This window comes from Brevibacterium gallinarum, from assembly GCF_014836885.1.
GTDB classification, from domain to species: Bacteria; Actinomycetota; Actinomycetes; order Actinomycetales; family Brevibacteriaceae; genus Brevibacterium; species Brevibacterium gallinarum.
Map to the genome: position 1 here is coordinate 1 of NZ_JACSPY010000010.1, position 19308 is coordinate 19308.

General features: G+C 66.0%; 15 protein-coding genes. 8 read left to right on the top strand and 7 right to left on the bottom strand.

Features of this window, described 5'->3' with window-relative positions; all coding sequences use genetic code 11:
• The 3 genes from H9634_RS10395 to H9634_RS10405 form a co-directional block, all read right to left on the bottom strand.
• On the bottom strand, positions 1–799 hold a 799-nt coding region (locus H9634_RS10395), incomplete at its 3' end, for an MFS transporter (protein ID WP_404801688.1).
• Positions 800–1034: 235 nt separating this feature from the next.
• Positions 1035–1391 (bottom strand): helix-turn-helix domain-containing protein, encoded by a 357-nt coding sequence (locus H9634_RS15000; protein WP_191726594.1) that lies wholly within the window; start codon positions 1389–1391, stop codon positions 1035–1037.
• A gap of 432 nt (positions 1392–1823) precedes the next feature.
• The gene (locus H9634_RS10405) at positions 1824–2999 is read right to left on the bottom strand and encodes a glycosyltransferase family 4 protein (protein WP_102161825.1); all 1176 of its coding nucleotides are present in this window, start codon (positions 2997–2999) and stop codon (positions 1824–1826) included.
• 193 nt (positions 3000–3192) lie between these two features.
• Between H9634_RS10405 and H9634_RS10410 the strand changes: the two genes are divergently transcribed.
• From H9634_RS10410 to H9634_RS10420, 3 genes are all read left to right on the top strand, one after another.
• Complete coding sequence (locus H9634_RS10410) at positions 3193–3837, top strand: LemA family protein (protein WP_191726595.1); 645 nt, start codon at positions 3193–3195, stop codon at positions 3835–3837.
• The gene (truA, locus tag H9634_RS10415) at positions 3834–4760 is read left to right on the top strand and encodes a tRNA pseudouridine(38-40) synthase TruA (protein WP_191726596.1); all 927 of its coding nucleotides are present in this window, start codon (positions 3834–3836) and stop codon (positions 4758–4760) included. Before H9634_RS10410 ends, truA begins: the two co-directional genes overlap by 4 nt.
• 190 nt (positions 4761–4950) lie before the next feature.
• Entirely contained in the window at positions 4951–7242 is a 2292-nt protein-coding gene (locus H9634_RS10420; protein ID WP_191726597.1) for a bifunctional metallophosphatase/5'-nucleotidase, read from the top strand.
• 314 nt (positions 7243–7556) lie between these two features.
• Here H9634_RS10420 and H9634_RS10425 read toward each other — a convergent pair whose 3' ends face one another.
• Both H9634_RS10425 and H9634_RS10430 read right to left on the bottom strand, forming a co-directional pair.
• Positions 7557–9770: a hypothetical protein gene (locus tag H9634_RS10425; RefSeq protein WP_191726598.1), complete on the bottom strand. Its 2214-nt coding sequence runs from the start codon at positions 9768–9770 to the stop codon at positions 7557–7559.
• A complete protein-coding gene (locus H9634_RS10430) occupies positions 9767–12193 on the bottom strand; it encodes a hypothetical protein (protein ID WP_191726599.1) in 2427 nt (808 codons plus the stop codon). The genes H9634_RS10425 and H9634_RS10430 overlap by 4 nt, the downstream gene beginning before the upstream one ends.
• Positions 12194–12502: 309 nt before the next feature.
• On the opposite strand from H9634_RS10430, the gene rplM reads away from it, so the two are divergent.
• The 3 genes from rplM to H9634_RS10445 all read left to right on the top strand — a co-directional run bounded on the left by rplM (position 12503) and on the right by H9634_RS10445 (position 15090).
• The gene (gene rplM, locus H9634_RS10435; protein ID WP_191726600.1) at positions 12503–12946 is read left to right on the top strand and encodes a 50S ribosomal protein L13; all 444 of its coding nucleotides are present in this window, start codon (positions 12503–12505) and stop codon (positions 12944–12946) included.
• Positions 12947–12979: 33 nt separating this feature from the next.
• Positions 12980–13489 carry a 30S ribosomal protein S9 gene (gene rpsI, locus H9634_RS10440; RefSeq protein WP_318245077.1) on the top strand — a complete coding sequence of 170 codons (510 nt, stop codon included), beginning with the start codon at positions 12980–12982 and terminating at the stop codon, positions 13487–13489.
• A 134-nt stretch (positions 13490–13623) separates the two neighbouring features.
• Complete coding sequence (locus tag H9634_RS10445; RefSeq protein WP_191726601.1) at positions 13624–15090, top strand: phosphoglucosamine mutase; 1467 nt, start codon at positions 13624–13626, stop codon at positions 15088–15090.
• Between the two features lie 110 nt (positions 15091–15200).
• On the opposite strand, the gene H9634_RS10450 is transcribed toward H9634_RS10445, so the two are convergent.
• Both H9634_RS10450 and H9634_RS10455 read right to left on the bottom strand, forming a co-directional pair.
• Positions 15201–15848: a response regulator gene (locus H9634_RS10450; RefSeq protein ID WP_170274615.1), complete on the bottom strand. Its 648-nt coding sequence runs from the start codon at positions 15846–15848 to the stop codon at positions 15201–15203.
• A 117-nt stretch (positions 15849–15965) separates the two neighbouring features.
• Positions 15966–17279: a sensor histidine kinase gene (locus tag H9634_RS10455; RefSeq protein WP_191726603.1), complete on the bottom strand. Its 1314-nt coding sequence runs from the start codon at positions 17277–17279 to the stop codon at positions 15966–15968.
• A 798-nt stretch (positions 17280–18077) separates the two neighbouring features.
• Between H9634_RS10455 and H9634_RS10460 the strand changes: the two genes are divergently transcribed.
• Together H9634_RS10460 and H9634_RS10465 are read left to right on the top strand one after the other, a co-directional pair.
• Positions 18078–18446, top strand: a complete 369-nt coding sequence (locus tag H9634_RS10460; protein WP_146004335.1) for a hypothetical protein — start codon at positions 18078–18080, stop codon at positions 18444–18446.
• Positions 18447–18589: 143 nt separating this feature from the next.
• Positions 18590–19279 carry a hypothetical protein gene (locus H9634_RS10465; protein WP_191726604.1) on the top strand — a complete coding sequence of 230 codons (690 nt, stop codon included), beginning with the start codon at positions 18590–18592 and terminating at the stop codon, positions 19277–19279.
• Positions 19280–19308: the final 29 nt, after the last annotated feature.

Here is a 19308-nt window from a genome sequence, read left to right on the forward strand (position 1 = left end):
TTCCGCCGTGATGCACTTGCCATGCTCTTGATCCTCTCCCATCAAGAGGAACTGTCCAAGAACCTTGATACACCCCACTTCCGCGCTCTTCGAGAATTGCGGGTAACAGGAGCTCGAGGATTGAGACCGTGCTCATTGCGATAGCGGCGGTGATGAAGATGGGCCATGCGGAGAGCACCTGTTTGAGCCTCCGTGTTCGCGGCTCACCGGCGGCGTTAGGAGGCGGTGGGGCAGTCGCTTGCTCTGGGAGGCCCAATACAACCAGTAGGCTCAATAAAAGCGTGAATCCACAGGCCGCAATGACAAGAAGCGGCGAATGCCGGAAGCTCACAAATGAAACCAAGGCGGGCGCCGCAGCCCAGCAGGCCATTGTGATGACGGTTTCGGTGCTGAATGCCTGACGAACCCTGTCTTGCTCGACGATATTCACAATTGCTACGCGCAGGGCGCCAGGGACTGCGGCGGCACCGCCGCCGGCAAGAACGGCGAGCATCCAGGCCACCGGCATGCCCGTGCTCCCGAGTACGGCAAGCAGGCTGTAAGCACACCCGCTGACAAGCAAGCCGATCGCCACCTCGCGCCGAAAATATGAACCGCTCAGGCGCATTCCGAGAAGCGGGGCAAAACATGCTTCGGCTGAGGCATACAATCCGACGAGGACCAGACCGTATACATAAGAGCCATAGATGTGATTGCCAAGGAAGATGAGGGCAAGCGGCGTCATTGCCACTGGCAGACGAGTGCTGGTCACTCCAATTGCCCACAGCAGAGAGGTTGGCATCGCAGGCGGCAGGGCCATTGTCACTGAAGGACAGTTGACGTCGTCGTTCCCAGCGCATCAGCTGAGTACAACGTGGTGCTAGCGATTGCACTCATTTCACGCGCCACCCGCGTGTCCTTCGAGACGGTCATGCGATTGACAAACGTTGACCCTGAAGCACTTCAGGCGACGATGGGCATCCCTTCGCCAGCACCGGGCCCTGTGCTCCGCCATGTGATTCCGGCTGCTTCGAGGCGAGTGCGCATCGTCGCTATTAGCTGATCCTGCCATGGCTTTCTCGGCCTCCGCGCTGTGATTCGATTCCATCTGAGAGTCTGAGCTCCAGCTCAGATCCGTTGACTGCGGCCCGGACGGCAGCGAGCAGCTCAGGCGAAATCTCGGCTCGTTCCATCGCCATCTGTCGCTTTGCTCCCGGAAGGTCTCGGCATAAGCGGGAGACCGTCGATCGGGGAATTTTGGTCAGCCGGGCGATTTCACGCACTCCCATCCCCGCCTTTTTGAGCTGTGTGATCGCTTCGAGCTCAACTTCTTTCCCGACGACAGTGAAAGCGGCGTGATACAGGCGTGCACGTCTGCACGCAGCCACAGGTGCTTCCCACGATTCGGTCACTTTCCCAGCCTCCCAGCCGCCGCGCTCTATGTCCCAGGTGGGACAGCTGAGTTAACTGTCCCACGCGGGACACCTGGTGGTCAAACGGCCGGATCCGGCACTTGATGCGAAACTCGATGAACTCCGTGGTGCTCAGGCCCAGCTACGTGAGCCTTCAGGCCTCTCATCCATCGGTAGTCGCATGTGCGAGTGCGACATAACCCCGGGGCTTGCAGCGCGTCGACAAGCGAGGGCAGCGGCGGTGGGCAAGCGACACTTACCCTGACTGATGCGGGTTTCAAAGATGCCGCGGTTGCAAGACTTCTGACCAATCGGCAGAAAGACTCGGCCGGCCGGGCACTCGACGCCCGCGGACTCGGGGACTGAGCCTCTGCCTCGGGGGACCGAGTCTCTGCCTCGGGGACTGAACCACCGCCTCGGCGATGGTCGCCGTCAGCCGACGCGATCCTGCGCCCAGCGGGGCACGCCCACCCCAGAACGGCCGATGACCTGCGGGGCGGGATTTTCGATCGCCGCAGCGTAGTGGCCGATGAGCTGGGAGCACACCGACTTCCAGGACCGGCCGAGGACGGTGGCGCGGGCGGTCTGGCCGAAGGCGCGGCGCTTGGCGTCATCGCCGGCGAGGTCGCGGACGTGACCGCGCAGCGCTCGCAGGTCGCCGGGCTGGTAGAGCCAGCCGGTGCGCGAGGAGTCGACGAGGTCGAGCGGGCCGCCGCGGGCCGGTGCGACGACCGGCACGGCTGAGGCCATCGCCTCCTGGATCGTCTGGCAGAAGGTCTCCAGCTCACCGGGGGCGACCATGACGTCGAAGCTCGCGACCGCCTGGGCGAGTGCGTCGCCGCCGAGGAACCCGGTGAAGTGGGCGCCGGGCAGCACCTGCTGGAGGCGCTTCTTCTGCGGCCCCTCGCCGACGATGACGAGCTTGAGCGACGGGTCGCCGGCGAGCACTGCGAGATCCTCGACCTGCTTCTCCACCGCGAGCCGGCCGACGAAGCCGATGATCTTCTCACCGTTCGGGGCGACCGTCTGCCGCCAGGCTTCGCTGCGGCGGCTCGGGTCGAAGCGGCTGGCGTCGACGCCGCGCGCCCAGGTGCGCACCGTGCCGACTCCGTGGGAGGTCAGCTGGCCGGCGGCGTAGCTGGAGGGCACGAGGGTGAGCGAGGCGTGCTGGTGGATGTTGCGCACGTGATGCCACAGCATCTGCTCCAGCCCGTGCATGCCGTAGCGGGCGGCGTAGGCCGGCACCTCGGTCTGGTAGACGGCCACTGAGGGCAGGCCGAGGTCCTGGCAGGCGAGCACGCCGCGCCAGCCGAGCACGAACGGGGAGGCCAGGTGCACGACATCGGGTTCGAACTCGGCGAGCAGTCGGCGGATCCGTGCGACACCGCCGGGGGCCACACGCACGCGCCGGTACTTCGGCAGCGCGAAGGAGGGCACGCGCACGATCGGCGCACCGGCCACCTCGTGGGGTCTGTCGCGTTTGGTGCCGGGGGCGATGACGAGGACGTCGTCGCCGCGGTCGGCGAGATGATCGAGCACCCGCAGCAGCGAATGGGTCACCCCGTTCATGTGCGGGAGGAATGATTCGGCCAGGATAGCGACGCGCATGATTCCAGTGCACCGGGTGTGCGTGACGCTCGTGCGGCCATGATGTGACGTGTCGGGCAACACCAGACGAAGCCCGGAGGTCCAGGCGAACTCGGGGTAAACTGTTGGCGGCGCCATTCCTGCCAGCCGACGATGCACACGGCCGGGAGTGCGGTGCGCCGGCGCATTCTCGAGGTTTGAGGAAAGGAACACGATGCCGACGCTGCTGTGGTGGCTGGCCGCACTGGCCTGCCTGCTCATCTTGGCCGCGGTCGTCATCCTCGTCATCCGGTTCAACCAGCTCAGCCTCGCCCGCGACCTGTGCGCGGAGGGGCACCGTCAGCTGAGCGCCGACATCCACGAGCGCCGCTCCCTCATCCCCTCCTTCCTCGAATCGTGTGCGGCGCTGGTCGAGGAGAACCCGCAGCTGCGCGCCCGGGTCGATGCCGTCGGCGATGCCTTCGCCGCCGCTCGCCAGGCGGCCGGGCCTGAGGCGGTGGGCGCGGCTGAAGAGCAGCTCACCGTGGCTCTTGCGCAGCTGCACCAGCGCCTCGGCGCACAGCAGGTCGCTTATGGGGAGTCAGCCTCGGATGCCGAGTACGTCGCCCGTGCGCTGTTCATCCAGATGTGCGTCGTCGAATCGCGCATCGCCGCTGACTCCCGCTACTACAACGCCAACGTCTCCCGCTACCGCAGGCGCCGGCGCGGGGTGCTGCCGGTGCTCATGCCCCGCCGTTTCCCGGAGTTCACTCCGGTGCCGTACTCCGAGCTCGACCTCGACCTCGACACCGACTCCCAGGACATCGTGTCCAGCAGCGATCCCGACTACCGGCCCGGCCGGCTGAGCGAGGGCCGGTGAGCGCCGAAGCGGAGTCGCGCAGGCGGATCCGCCTCGACCTCGGCTACCGGGGCACCGACTTCCACGGCTGGGCCCGCCAGCCTGAGGCCCGCACCGTGCAGGGTCTCATCGAAGCGGGACTGGAGACGATCTGCGGCACCCCGGTGCGCACCGTCGTGGCCGGGCGCACCGATGCCGGTGTGCATGCCCGCCGGCAGGTCGTCCACCTCGACATCACCGATGCGATCGCGGCCCGGCTCATCGGCCGTTCCGACCGCACCGTCGGTGATGCGCTGGCCGCCCGGCTGCGCGGGGCGCTGCGCCACCTGGGCGGTAACGACATCGTCGTCCATGCCGCCAGCGAGGTCGATGCCGCCTTCGATGCCCGCTTTGCTGCCGTCTCGCGCCGCTACACCTACCGGATCGCCGACCCGGCCTCCTTCCTCGACCCGCTGGCCGCCGGACACACGACCGTGTCGAAAGAGCGCCTCGATGCTGCGGCGATGCACACCGCGGCCCAGGAGATCCTCGGCCTGCACGACTTTCTGCCCTTCTGCAAGCCGCGCCCGGAATCGACGACGATCCGCACCCTGCTGGAGTGCAGCGTCACCCGCGACGATGAGGGCATCATCGTCATCGACCTGCGCGCTGACGCCTTCTGCCACCACATGGTCCGAGCGCTCGTCGGCGGGCTCATCAAGGTTGGCACCGGTGCCTGGCCGGCCACCCGGCCGGCCGAGCTCATCGCCCGCGCCGAGGCAGGCGAGACCGACCTCGGCCCGATGTTCGTCACCCCCGCCCACGGCCTGGTGATGGAGCACGTCGAGTACCCGCCGCCTCGGGAGTGGCGGGCCCGCGCTGAGCGCACCCGCGCCCGCCGCGACACCGAACCGGGTGCCGACCCCGATCCGGGCGCCGACGCATCACCCGGCGCATCTGTGTAAGAGGGGTTACAGCCGGCCCAGGTCTATGAGAGAGTGATTCCTGGACCATGTGAAGAACCTGGGTGTTTCACAGCGCGTTCAGCTTCAGTTCGCCGTGAGGCAATCGGCAGACGGCAGGCTGGAACGGTGCGCCTCTGCCCCCGAGCGGGCCCGGCGCGGAGACGATTCAGGTACCTGACGAAGGACGAAAATGGCTTCATCCCTGCCCCGCTTGCTCATCGGCGCCACAGCCGCCGCCGGATTGGTCGTGCCGCTCGGCGCACTGCCGGCCATGGCTGATGTCGAGGAGGGCAAGAAGATCCAGATCCTGGGGATCACCGATTTCCACGGCCGCCTCGACGCCGACGGCATCGGCACCGCCTCGGTCATCGAGCGCGAGCGCGCCGCCTTCGACGGCGGTGAGGCAGCGACGACGCTGCTGTCGGCCGGTGACAACATCGGTGCCTCGATCTACACTTCCTCCGCTCAGGAGGACGCCCCGACGATCGACTACCTCAACGCCCTCGAGCTCGACGCTTCGGCCGTCGGCAACCACGAATTCGACCGCGGTCTTGACGATCTGAGCGACCGGATCGTCCCGCGCAGCGATTTCCCGACCCTCGGTGCGAATGTCTACAAGGAGGGCACGAAGGATCACTTCGATGCCCTGCCGGCCAGCCACCAGTACGAAGTCGACGGCGTCAAGGTCGCCGTCATCGGCGTCGTCACCCAGGACACCGCCAGCCTCGTCTCACCCGACGGCATCTCCGGACTCGAATTCGGCGACGCGACTGAGGCTGTCAACGACGAGGCCGCGCGCCTCGAAGCGCTGCCTGATGCCGAGAAGCCGGACCTGACGATCGTCCAGGCCCACCTCGGCCCCGACGTCACCGATTCCGTCGACGGTGCGAAGGGCTCGAACAGGGAGTTCGCCAAGCTCGTCGATGACGCCGACGCCTCCGTCGATGCGCTGTTCTTCGGCCACTCGCACAAGAAGATGGCACTCGAGGCTCCGGTGCCCGGCACCGACCGCACCCGCCCGATCGTGCAGGCCGACCACTACGCCAAGGCCGTCTCGAAGCTCGTCCTCGAAGCCGATGCCGAGGGCAACTGGAACGTCGACACCAACGAGGTGCTTGCGACGAAGGGCGAGGACTACGACTCCGAGCGCGTGACGAAGGCCAAGCAGATCATCGCCGATGCCGAGGACGTCGCCAAGGAGAAGGGCTCGGAGGTCGTCGGAGAGATCACCGAGGACATCACCCGGGCAGAGAAGGACGGCAAGGAAGACCGCGGCGCTGAGTCGACACTCGGCAACCTCGTCGCCGACGCCCTCAAGGAGGGTGCCTCCTACACCCAGCTCGAGGAGGCCGACTTCGGCATCACCAACCCCGGCGGTCTGCGCACCGACCTCAAGTGCGACGACATCTACAACGATGAGAAGAAGTGCGAAGTCACCGTCGCCGAACTCAACGGCGTGCTGCCGTTTGCCAACGACCACGGTGTCGTGACGATGACCGGTGAGGCCGTCACCCAGCTGTTCGAAGAGCAGTGGCAGCCCGAGGGTGCCTCGCGTCCGTTCCTGCACCTGGGCATCTCCGATGAGCTCGACGTCGTCTACGACTCGACTGCCGAGGCCGGTGACCGCGTGAAGTCGGTCAAGGTCAACGGTGAGGACATCGACCCGAACCGGGAGTACAAGGTCGCAACGCTGTCGTTCCTGGCAGCCGGCGGTGACAACTTCGCCGCGTTCGCCACCGGAACATTCGAGCAGTCGGGCATGACCGACTTCGAGATCTGGCAGAAGTACTTCGAGGAGAACTCCCCGGTCTCCCCGGACAAGAAGGAGCGCCAGGCTGACGCTGCTCTCGACGTCATCAGCAACGGCACCGTCGACGCGACGCTGACCGGCAGCGAGGACGAGCCGACGAACTTCGCCGTCAACCTCAACGCCGATGAGAAGGTCACCGGACCGGTCACCTACGGCGTCTCCGGCCTGCCGGAGGGCTTCGAGGTCGACTACGGCGAGCACGCCGGCGACAACGGTGACGGTGCTCGGATCGACGAGATCCCGGCCGGTGACTCGGACTACCCGTTCACCATCACCGCACCGGAGGGCGCCAAGGCCGGTGAGTACCCGTTCACCGTCAGCCTGACCGCTGATCCGGAGCACCCCTTCTGGGACGACAACCCGATGCCGCTCGTCCACACGGTCGAGGCAGCTGTGACGGTCCCTGAAGACGACCCGTCTGACGATCCGTCCGATGATCCCTCGGATGATCCGAGCGACGAGCCCTCCGACGACCCGTCCGATGACGGCAAGGATGACGACGGCAAGGGCAAGGACGACAACGGCAAGGACAAGGACGGCAAGGGCACGGACGACAAGGGTCGCCTCCCGCGCACCGGTGCTGAGCTCGCCACCGCGCTCGGTGTCGCACTGGCACTCATCGGTGCAGGTGCCGCCTCGGTCTACGCCGTTCGCCGCCGCTCGCAGCTCTGAGCAGCAGGTGAGATCGGTCAGCTGAACCGCTGACTGATTTGCCCGCCACCAGCGCCCCGCCGGCCGCACCCCGGACCCCCGGGACCCGGCTGGCGGGCCGATCGGCGTCTGGGGGACCGGGCAGCCCGGCGACTGACGAGTCCAGTCCGGCGTCACATGAGTCCGGCCCGGCGTCCGATGAGCCCAGTCGGGGAACACCACATGCGTGGCGCTGCAGGGGAGAAGAGGGCACCGGTGCGAGCTGACGTCACCGCGGTGACCGCGGAGGATTCGCGCGGCTGCGATCGAACGCCGCATCGGAGCGCTCGGGCAGGTCAGCGTTGGGACTGCGGAACCGTCGGCCTGTCCTCGGCACCAGGCTCGCCGGAACGTGGGCGCCGGGCGCGGGACTCGCGCTGGCATTCGGCCGCCTGCCGGCCGACCAGATGGGCGAGTGCCGGGATGAGGAACAGCAGCCCGACAGCCGGGACGATGATGCCGGAGTCGTTGACGACGGCACCGACGCCGAGCAGCACCGCCAAGGAGATCATGCCCATGCGCAGATACGGGAACCGGGCGTAGAGCCGGGGCAGCGCCGGGATGCGGAACCGGCCCGGAGCGATCGCCGCCCAGAACACCGCAGCGATGATGAGCGGCAGCAGCAGCGTCATCCACGACTGGGTGAGGATGTCGATGTTCATGCCGATCTTGCGCATGAGCACCGCGCCGGCCTCACCGCTGATGATCGAGGCGAAGAACCGGCCGAAGTGGGTGCGGTCATCGGCCGGGCGCAGCCAGTCGATGACGAGCACGGCGATCATGATGCCGGCCGTCGTGCCGACGATGAGCGCCAGCCGCTTGATCGAGGCCCGGATCTCGGCAGCCGCCAGCGCCAGCACGCCCAGGCCGACGACGAGCGCCGGCACGGAGCCGAACTTCGTGCCGAGTCCGGGGGTGGCCAGCAGCAGGCAGGCGAGCACCATCGTCACGAGGACGACGCTCAGCCGCACCCAGCGGTTGGCGATGAGCGAGCAGGCGGTGATGAGCGCGAAGACGAGCGCGGTGAGGAACAGCGCGAGAGCTGAGTTGCCGATCCCGTAGAACCGGGAGGCGATGAGCAGCGGCTCCCCGAGCAGCGTCGACATCTGCAGGTGCGAACCGGTGATGACGTCACCGGCGAGGACGAGCACCGTGGCGACGGCGACGAAGGTGAGCGGGCCGAGCGTGAAGCGCTTCCACGGCCCGAGCAGCCCGGCCAGCGTCAGCGCCAGCGCCCACCCGCCCAAGGCTGCGAGCATCGCAACATCCGGGCTCGTCGAACGCTCCCACGGGATGACGTTGACGAGGTAGGTTGAGACGGGGATCGCGGCGAAGAACAGCCCGCCGGCGCGCAGCGGGTTGATGACCCGCGGCCAGGCGCGCCGGCCGACGAGCGCGGCAACCGCGAGCAGTGCGGCCATGAGCCCGGCGAAGACGGGATAGAACCACACCGACATCGCCGCCTGTGTGGCGACGGCGACCTGCCGGTCGAGCATGAGCTGGTAGCGATCCCCAGCACTGGCCGGCGCCGAGGCGGTGGTGATCGGGGCGCCGGCGAGGTTGGCATCCGTCTGCGCGCCTGTCGCGCGCACGAGGGTCGGCATGATGTCCGTCGTCTGGATGAGGCCCGGCTGCTTGGTCGACGGGGAGGTGAGGATGCCCGGCTGCTCACCGGGCCGCTGGATCGCAGCGAACTGCATGCTGGAGGACTCAGTCCAGCCGTCGGCGATCGAGGCGACCATGAGCAGCGACTGCGCGCTGTCTGCACCGCCTGCGGCGTGTTCGTCGTAGGCTGCGAGGATGTCGCCGAGGTGGTCGTCGAGTTCGGTGATCGAGTAGCCGGGGGTGCGCACATTGCCCAGGTCGATGAGCACGAGCGGATGGTGCTCGGCTGCGGTGCGCACCTGGTCGCCGAGGTCGGCGTCGAGGCTTTCGTAGGAGCGCACCCGGCCATCGGATTCGGCTGCGGCGATCGCCGCTCCGGGTCCGATCGCATGGAGATCGGGGACGGCTGCGGCCAGCGCACCGAGGTCGGCGTCATAGCGGTCGTGGGCGACCTTCTCCTGGTAGACGTCCCAGTCTGCCGTCCAGCCTGATAGCGGCGGCTGCAGCGTCCGGCACTGGGCGGCGGACTCATCGGCAGCGCGCCGCCCGGAGCTGACCGCCAGCCAGCCGTCGGCCGGGCAGCTCGTCGAGCGCACCGACCGCGGGGTCATGGTGCCGATCGATCCGTTCTCCACCAGTGACCACAGGTGCGGGGTCCGCCATCGATCGAGGTCCTCGTGCTCGAGGCCGGAGACACCGACGAAGATGACCGGCTGGGACTGCGGCTGACCGGCAGCCGGGGCCGGCTGGGCCAGAGCACCCTGTGCCTGGGCGCCCGGCACCTGCGCACCCGGCGCTCCGGCGCCCTGGGTCTGCGCGGCGGCCGCAAGCGGGCCGGCGAGTCCGAGGGCTGCGATGAGCACGGCGGTGAGCACCGCCAGAAGGGCTGGGCGCAGACGGATCATCGACCCTCCCCAGCCACGCTGGCCCCAGCCGACTCCTGCCGTCCAGAATCCGCCTCGGGCATGGTCGCCGCCGTTGAGGGCGTGCGGCCGGCGGGGACATCGGCGCTGAGGGCGAGGAGGAACGGTACGAACATCATCGCCCCGGTGCCGGGTACGGCGACCCCGGAGTCGGTGATGACGAGGCCGACGAGCAGGCCGGTGCACACGGCGAGGAACCCGGCGTGGACGCAGCGATCCTCTAAGGCCTCAGGCAGCACGCCGTCGAAGCGGCGGGTCAGCGGCGCGGTGGCGGCGAACCGGCGCAGGTAGGCGAGGAAGATGAGGATGACGACAGCGGCCAGCGGCACGATGATCGCCATGCCTGGGTTGACGACGATGATGTTGAGGTTCGCGCTCAGCTTGCGGGAGATGACCTCGAAGGCCTCACCGCTGAGCAGCTGGGCGAAGAAGTTGCCGAAGTGCGAGCGGGCTGCCGGCGCGCGCAGGTAGTCGAGGGCGGCGACACCGAGGATCGCGCCGAGCGAGACAGCCCCGATCCCGGCCAGCCGCAGCAGCGACAGGCGGGCGCGGAGGCTGAGCGCAATGAGCACCATGAGCCCGGACAGGGTGGCGACGGTGCCGCCGAACTTCGCACCCCACACCGGGTTGCCGAGCGTGCCGACGGCGATCGCGCCGAGACCTGCGAGGAACAGGATCAGCGGCCCGCGCCGGTCAGTGCGTGCTGCCACTGCCCGGGCACCGAAGGCCAGAGCGAGGAACAGGGCGACGATGAACAGGGCCGCGCCCTGGTTGCCGAGGCCGTAGAACCGGCCGGCGACGATCGCGTTGTAGCCCATGAGCGAGTTGTACTGCAGCTGCGAGCCGAACAGCGCGACGTCGACGCCGAGCAGCACCGCGGTGACCGTGCAGATCGCGGCGACGCGTCCGGCAAAGGTGCGCCGCCAGGGTCCTGCGAAGCCGGTGGTCAGCAGCAGCGCGGAACCGGCCGCGATCGCCAGGCCGAGGCCGAGGACCGGGTCGGGCATCCGCTCCCACGGCAGGAGGGCGGCGATGAACGAGCCCATCGGTACGGTGCCGAGGATGAGACCGGCCCAGCCGAGGCCGGTGCGGATCCGCCCGGCGAGCACCGGCTGGGTGATTCCGGCCCGGCGGGCCCACCAGCGCTGCAGCGGAACCAGGAGCAGCAGGCCCACGGCGACGGTGAGGACGTAGAAGGCGGTGGTCAGCACGATCGAGAAGGTCTGGGCGCTGCGATGCACAGTCGCTGCCGCGGTCGCATCCCCGACAAGCGAGTCGATGCGCTCGGCTGCCGGTGCACCGGCGTCGATGCGGGTGAGCTGGGCCGGATTCGGGGCCAGCTCGCTGTCGATGCCCGGGGCGGCGGCGAGCAGCAGCCCGGTGAGGTCGGTCAGCTGCAGCACCGGCTTGCGGGTCGAGGAGCTCTCCAGGATCCCCGGGGACGCATCACCGGTGGCGACCTGTGGGGTGGAGCGCAGCAGGGCGCGCAGCCGGGAGGGGTTGCCGAGGTCGCCGACCCCGGCGATGTGCACGGTCGTCGTCGTCAGGTCGAGGCCTGCGAGGTATTCGCCGATGTGCTCGTCGATCGCGGCGAGCTGCTCATCGTGCTCCCCGGCCGGGGCGTCGGCCGTCCAGCGCTCCGAGCCGATCGTGCCGGCGTCGATGAGCGTCAGCGGGCACAGTCCGGTCCCGGCGGTGTCGGCCTGCTGGGCGCGCGCCGAGCTGCCCGGCTTCGTGCCGGCCGGCTCCCACGTGTCGATCCGGCCGGTCTCATCGGCTGCCGCCCACGCAGCCCCCGGGCCGATCGCCTCGACGCACACCCCGGATTGCCGGGCGGTGTCAGCCAGCTGGCCGATCCCTGAGCTGTAGGAGTTCTGCGCATTGGCTGCCACGATCCGGTCGAAGTTCTCCACCGTGACGTCCGCGCCGGTGCCCTCTGGGGTGCGCAGGTCCGGGCACGCCGAGCGGCGCTCCTCCGCTGCCCGCTCCTCATCCTCCTCGCTCAGGGTGCCGTCGGCCTCGGCGGCGGCCTGCTCACCGGTGACGTAGGGGGAGATGTCGGCGGCGTGCATGCGCGCTCCGGACCCGACGGCCAGCCAGCCGGCAGCCGGGCAGGTGACCGAGACCATGGAGCGGACGGTGACATTGGCCGTGTCGGCGCGCTCGGCGAACGTCCACAGGTGCGGGGTGCTCTCCGGGCTGATGTCGGACATCGACAGACCCGAGGCCCCGATGAAGACGACCGGGTGCTCCGCTCCCGAGGCGTTGGCCGGCTCGCCGGCCGCAGCAGGTGCCGTGGTGGGCAGTACGAGGGCTGCGATGACACCCAGGCATACGAGAAGGCGCGTGAGGATGCTCGCCGGAGCGGCACCTCGCGCGCGGGTGGGAGTTGAGGAAGCTGGCACCCGCCCAGCTTATCGGCTGGAGCATGGCGCCTGCTGAGAGGCCCGCGTCCAGCCGGCGCGGGCCCGGTTTGCGCCCGGGGCGGGCCCGGTTTGCGCCCGGGGCGGCGATTCCGGTAGATTAGCCTGTTGTTGTATACGTCTATACACGCTCCTCATGAAGCCTCATTCGCGTTGCAGGCACTGGGATGAGGGTCAGCTGTGTGGGAACGTATGCGCGCCAGACAAGCCGGACGCCGTTTCCTGGATCACGACCTGTGGAAATGGCGGCCATCGAGCTGTTCACTCAATAGACGAAGAAGAAGGCTACTTTTGCGTACGTACACCCCCAAGCCCGGCGATGTTCAGCGCCAGTGGCACGTCATCGACGCCACTGATGTCGTCCTCGGCCGTCTTGCCTCGCAGGCTGCCCGCCTGCTCCGCGGCAAGCACAAGGTGACCTTTGCACCGAATGTCGACTCGGGTGATTTCGTGATCATCATCAACGCCTACAAGGTCGCGCTCACCGGCGCCAAGCTGGAGCAGAAGCGCGCTTACCGCCACTCGGGCTACCCGGGCGGCCTCAAGAGCACGTCCTACTCCGAGCTGCTGGCCAAGGATCCGCAGCGCGCCGTCGAGAAGGCTGTTGCCGGCATGCTGCCGAAGAACCGCCTCGGTCGCGCCCAGATCAAGAAGCTGAAGGTCTACGCCGGTGGCGAGCACCCGCACGCCGCCCAGAACCCGCAGCAGTTCGAGATCAGCCAGGTTGCGCAGTAAGCACCAGGCATCCAAGACTTTAAGAGGAGAACCGTGGCTGATACCACCAACACCCCTGACGTCGACGACGTCGAACTGACCGAATACTCCACCGAGACCCCGGCTTCGGCTGGTCTGGGCGAGTCCGTGGCCGGTGGCCGCGGACAGTCGCTGACCGCCCCGGGCTCCGGCGTCGGCCGCCGCAAGCAGGCCATCGCCCGCGTCCGCCTCGTCCCCGGCTCCGGCCAGTGGACGATCAACGGCCGCGACCTGGACACCTACTTCCCGAACAAGCTGCACCAGCAGCTCGTCAACGAGCCGTTCCGCCTGCTCGACCTCGAAGGCCGCTTCGACGTCTTCGTGCGGATCTCCGGCGGCGGACCCTCCGGCCAGGCCGGTGCCGTGCGCCTGGGCATCGCCCGCTCGCTCAACCAGATCGACCGCGAGTCCAACCGCGCCGAACTGAAGAAGGCCGGCTTCCTCACTCGTGACGCCCGCGTCCCGGAGCGCAAGAAGGCCGGACTCAAGAAGGCCCGCAAGGCACCGCAGTTCTCGAAGCGCTGATGCGCTCAGCCGCTGTGCCGGCCCTATGCTGAACCTCGGACCCTCGCACCCGCCTTGCGCGGTGCGGGGGTCTGAGTGTTTGCAGCCAGGCCGGCTGGGCCCACTGACCTGTCACATCACCCACAAGGACGACCATGTCACGACTTTTCGGCACTGACGGCGTGCGCGGACTCGCCAACGCCGACATCACCGCCACCCTTGCCCTGCAGATCGCCGAAGCCGGCGCCCGTGTGCTCGCCCGCCGCGGCAGCAACGGCCAGCATGCCGCTGTCGCCGGACCCTCCGGTGCCGGTGTCGCCGCCAACGGCCAGCGGCCCTTCGCCGTCATCGGCCGCGACACCCGTGCGTCCGGTGAGTTCCTCACCCACGCCGTCGCCTCCGGCATCGCCGCCGCCGGCGTCGACGTGCTGCTCGTCGGCGAACTGCCGACCCCCGGCGTCGCCCACGTGGTGAAGAGCACCGGCGCCGATTTCGGCGTGGTGCTCTCCGCCTCCCACAACCCGATGCCCGATAACGGCATCAAGTTCTTCGCCCGCGGCGGCACGAAACTGCCCGACGCACTCGAAGACGAGATCGAGGGTCTCATCGGCACCGACTGGGATCGCCCGACCGGTGACGCCGTCGGCCGGATCCGGAACTTCCCGTCTGCTGCCGACGAATACGTCGAATCGCTGGTCATGGGCGTGTTCAAGGGCCAGCAGCCTGCCGGCTCCGACCCGGATGCGCCGGTCGCACCGGTCACCGGTGCCCTGGAGATCATCGGGGCGCCGCTGGCCGGGCTCACCGTCGTCGTCGACTGCGCCCACGGCGCCGCCTCGGTCGTCGGACCGGCCGCGCTGCGCCAAGCCGGCGCCCGCGTCATCGTCACTGCCGCCGACCCGGATGGCTACAACATCAATGACGGCGTCGGCTCCACCCACATCGATTCGCTTGTTGCTGCGGTCAAGGAGCATTCGGCTGACGCCGGGGTCGCCTTCGACGGCGATGCCGACCGCTGCCTGGCTGTCGACGCACTCGGCCGCGAGGTCGACGGCGACCAGATCATGGGCATCTTGGCGCTCAGCCTCAAGGACGCCGGCACGCTCGCCCACGACACGCTTGTCACCACCGTGATGTCGAACCTCGGCCTGCACCTGGCGATGGAACAGGCCGGTATCGCGACGGTGCAGACGAAGGTCGGTGACCGTTATGTGCTCGAGCGCATGCTCGCCGATGGCTACGCCCTCGGCGGTGAGCAGTCCGGTCACGTGCTCATGCTCGACTACGGCACCACCGGCGACGGCGTGCAGACCGCCCTGCACCTGCTGGCCCGCATGGCGCAGACGAAGCGCTCACTTGCCGACCTGGCTGCCGAGATCCCGCGGCTGCCGCAGGTGCTCATCAACGTCAAGGGCGTGGACAAGACCCGGGCCGGCGACCCCGCCGTCGCCTCCGAGGTCGAAGCGGTGGAGGCCGAGCTCGGCAAGACCGGCCGCGTGCTGCTGCGCGCGTCTGGCACCGAGCCGGTCATCCGCGTCATGGTCGAAGCAGAGACACACGACTTCGCCCAGCAGCAAGCCGAACGCCTGGCAGAGGTCGTCAAGCGCGAACTCGCGTTGTGAGCGCCTGACCGGTTTCGCAGACCATCGTCGTGGCCCAGAGTCCCAGGGGACTCTGGGCCACCGCTCTCGACAGCACCGGTAGCTGGACAGAGGTAAGAGATATAGCCAGGTCAGTAGACGCTGATGAATCTCATCTGCAGGCCCCGATAGACCAGCTGTGACAGTGAATGGGCATTGAGCTTCTCACGTAGACGTTGCGCGTGTGTCCGTACCGTCGCCGGAGAGATTGTGAGCTCTTCGGCAATGTCTGCATAGCTCATGCCCCGAGCGATGTACTCAAGGATGCTCTGTTCAGCGGAAGTGAGACGCGGCGGGACTGCTGGCGAATCTGGCATGGGATCGCCGCTGATGAAGATGGTTTCGGCGAGGTTCTTAAGCGCACCAGGTTCATCATCGTCCATCACCTGACGGATCGCTGCGACGAGAACATCCGGTGGGTCTGACTTCGTCACCACCCCGATCGCACCTGCTTCTAGCGCCCTCGCAAGCCCCGGCCCAGGGGACAGCGTCGTCAAAACGATTACTCTTGCTGTCGGGCACATTTGTCGGATCTGGGCAGTAGCTGCGATGCCGTTGGTGCCTCCCGGCATATTTACGTCCATCAGGACGACATCTGGATGGTGCTCGAGCACCGCTTTTACGCCGTTGCTTCCGTTGTATTCCTCGGCGACGACATCAAACCCCGTGGCATCTTCGAGCGCAGAGGCAATGCCACGGACTGCCCACGCGTCGTCATCGATGATTGCTACGCGAGTCATGTGCACCGTTCCTTGTACAATTTTGGGTTTGTCCGCTTCCATAATGCACATAGAAAGTCAGGCTTGGGGTGGCTACGGGAATCAACAATTGTGTGGGAGGCGCTAGGAGGGATTGCATCAGTGGGATTCGGTGTCTTCGTCAGAGCGATCGAAGCGGATCCGGCGAGGATCAGCGAAAGCACAATCTTCATGCCGGAATCTGAACACTAAGTCTGATGATGACGCATCCGTTAAATCGCGTATATCGGAAAGATGCTCACCGCAGTAGTGAGCGAGTGATTGAAGCTCCCCTGGGATGTGTGCTTCCAGGCTGAAAGTTGAGTTCACGTGGATAGAGTGAGCGCCGCCAAGTTCGTCAACCCTGCTGACAAGCGAATGTGGCTCGCGTTTCTCGCTCGCCGGGTTACATGGGTTCGACGTCCGAATTGCTAGTTCTGCTGTCTGCTCATCAAAATAGATATCGATCGCGGCGGGGTCTCGCCGGTTCTTGTCATGATGCCGAAGGATGTTCGAGGCCGCTTCGGTTATGATGCACTCCAGGTGCCGGAAAGCGTGCACTGAGCAGAACCGTGCTGGTATGTGACATGAGACGGTCAACGGTGTTGCCAATCCGTTGAAAGTGTGTTCGACGTCCTCGCAGATGGTCTGGAGATCATCTGTCTGTGCGATCTTTCCTAGTGCTGCTGGTCCGGTCAACGTTTTGGTGAGCTGACGAAGAGATCTCTGCGTAGCGTGGTTAGCCATTCGTAGCTCAGCCAAGTGATCATCTGTCATCACCGTAGTGTCAAGCCGAATCGAGTTCAGGATCAGAGTCTCGCGCGTCAAGTTGAATGAGATCAAGTCGTGAACGTCTCTTGCGATTCCCGTTCGTTCCTGGCTGCGCTTTCGCTCTGCGTCACGACCCGCAACCTCGGCTTTGAACAGCGCAGCGTCGAGGCGCTGCTGGCCGAGCCCTCCACTTGCCCCTAGAATCAGCGCGAGCACCAAAACGTAGCCTTCCACCTGAACGAGTGCTGTCAGGCTGATGGACGTCATGAAGAGCTTCCATATGACACTCAGACAAATGAATGCGGAGCCGATCGTCGCGACCTTCCATCGCAGGTACGTAAGCGAAATCGCTATACAGGCGGACACTGCGATATGAACTCCGATGTCGAGACCTGTCGCGAGTTCAAGAACTAGGGCGGAGGCTGCAAGGGCCATGCCCGGCAGCGGCTTGAAGCTACATAGAACGACCGCGCCTGCAGCCAAGGCTTGGATAGCGAGCGCGAATGGATCCGGCCCCGCGTCGCCATAGGAAACTAACGTGACAGCGATGAGGACGCTACTGAGTCTGACAGCCGGATCGATGAATCTGTCTCCGGACAGGTTCCTCAATAGCGCGACCCGCGCGTTGCTGGGGCCTCCATTCTTGCGATTCACTGGGTCCATGGTGAGATGATACGCGGTTCCCTATGGCTTCGGTTGCGTTCGTCGCGACGATCTCGTCGTGGATGTCATCTTCGGAATCGAATGTGCGCTTGAGTGCGGGAGTGAGGGTCTCGCTCTCTTGTGCAGTCGCGGGCGCGCAAGTGCAGACTTCTGTCTTGCAAAAGGTCCTGACTGTCAAGAATCGCGAGGACGTCTCCTTTCTCCGCCGTACGCAGATGTTGCTCGGTTCAGCGCTCTGCATCGTCTGTGATCGACTCACGGATTGCTGTTCTTCAGACCCTGGGGCACTGTGAGCTTTCCGTTAAGTCTTGTCTGTTCCGATTCTGTAGCAGTCCCTGAATCCGCCGGCAGAACGGAACGGGTAGGCGAGACTCTCGTTCAGAACCGGGTAGCGCACCGAGCCGGTGGCTACCTACGAAGGTGGCGCAGGTGGGCGGATGCTGTCTACTCAAGACAGACTTAGCCCGATGAACCGTTCACTGGTGGGCCGGGACGCTCGATCGTGTTGAACGGGGGCATCGTCTGGGCGCGTGCCCGACGGCACCCCACCAGACAGCTCCTGGTGAGCTATGCGCTGGCGGGCCACAGCTGTGTGTGCGGTCGAGCATTCTCGATCCTGCTCAATGAGTTGAGGGGAGGGGTGCAACGAGTCCTCGGCAACTGCCCTTCCCGCCGTAACCGGAATTGAGAACATACGTCAGACAACGTATTCCATGAGCACTGGGTGTTTTGGGACCATGTTCTCAGCGTCATCGCACTAGAGTGGCGTGTCGTCTCATGTAGTAAGGGGCATTTATAATGAAGTCAGCGAAGGCTGCCTCCTTGGCGGCAGTTCTCGCCGTCGCACTTGGCGGGGGGATCGCAGCGGCCCAGCCAGTTGCGGCTGCTGGTCCTTGTCACAGCTTCTGGACAGAGCTCAAACACCAACATGTTAAGCCGAGCACCAAATGTAAAGACGTTAATCTTACTGAAGTGAAGGCTAAGAAGGTTTCAAAATCGGTTTACTTTGGCGAATACAAGTCAGGGAATAGTTGGAAGACGGCCTCCGCCAGGCTTGAGTTGAAGAACGGCAAGGTTGGAACGAAAGTGATCATTGGAGGATTGAAGCCAGGGACCATCTATCGAATTCGGGCCACCAACGGCGCAACGGTGAAGGTTCTGCATTAATGAACAGATCGCGTCTTGAGCTTCGTGCAGTCGTGGAGAAGCGGTTGATGGCCGGTGTTCTCCTCGGCTGCGCGGTATTACTCAGTGGGTGTTCAGGGAATGGATCAAGCGGGTCGAGTGACCACGGGAGTGTTGACCCACGCGTGGAAAGTGCGATTGTGCAGATCCCGGGAACGGACTCTCACTATGATGCGCTATGGGTGGGTGAGCGCCTGTCCTCCTGGCGGGTAGAAGGAATTCGCAGTTGCCTAGAGCAGAACGGACGCAAGGATCTGTGGCCGCGTGCCGATGAAGCTGCGACGCGTCATCTGCAGATTCCAGACTTCCGCGTGCCCTCGCCGAAGATGCTGACTGAAGTTGGGCTTGATTGGCGGCGCGCCCCCGAAGCCAATGCCACGGTCGAGGACAGTGATCTCGTGCTGTGGGATTGTGCAGATGCTGGGTCTGATGAGATCCCATCCCCTCAGAGCGAGGACTACCAGAAGTTTGAGAACCTGCAGTACGCATGGGGTGACGAGCTCGACAAAGTCCTGGACGATCCGCGGTACAACACCGAGAAGCAAACGGTGAACGACTGCCTCATCGCTGGCGGCGCCACCGTGGGGAAGAACGACGCAGGTGAAACCGCGCACGGCTGGGAGGGCCAATTCAGTCTCGGTGCGGCGAGCCTCGATGCGATGACGGATGAGAACTCGAAGGAAGCGGGCAAACTCATGGTGACGTGTGCAGAGCCGCTGTGGAAGCAGTGGCAGGAAGCGCTGGACGAACCGAAGGACAGGTTTGTCCAGCAGCACGCGGCTGAACTCGCTCACTTGAGCAAGGCCGTCGAGTGAGGCGATGCTGTGGGTCTGTTTCGTGACCG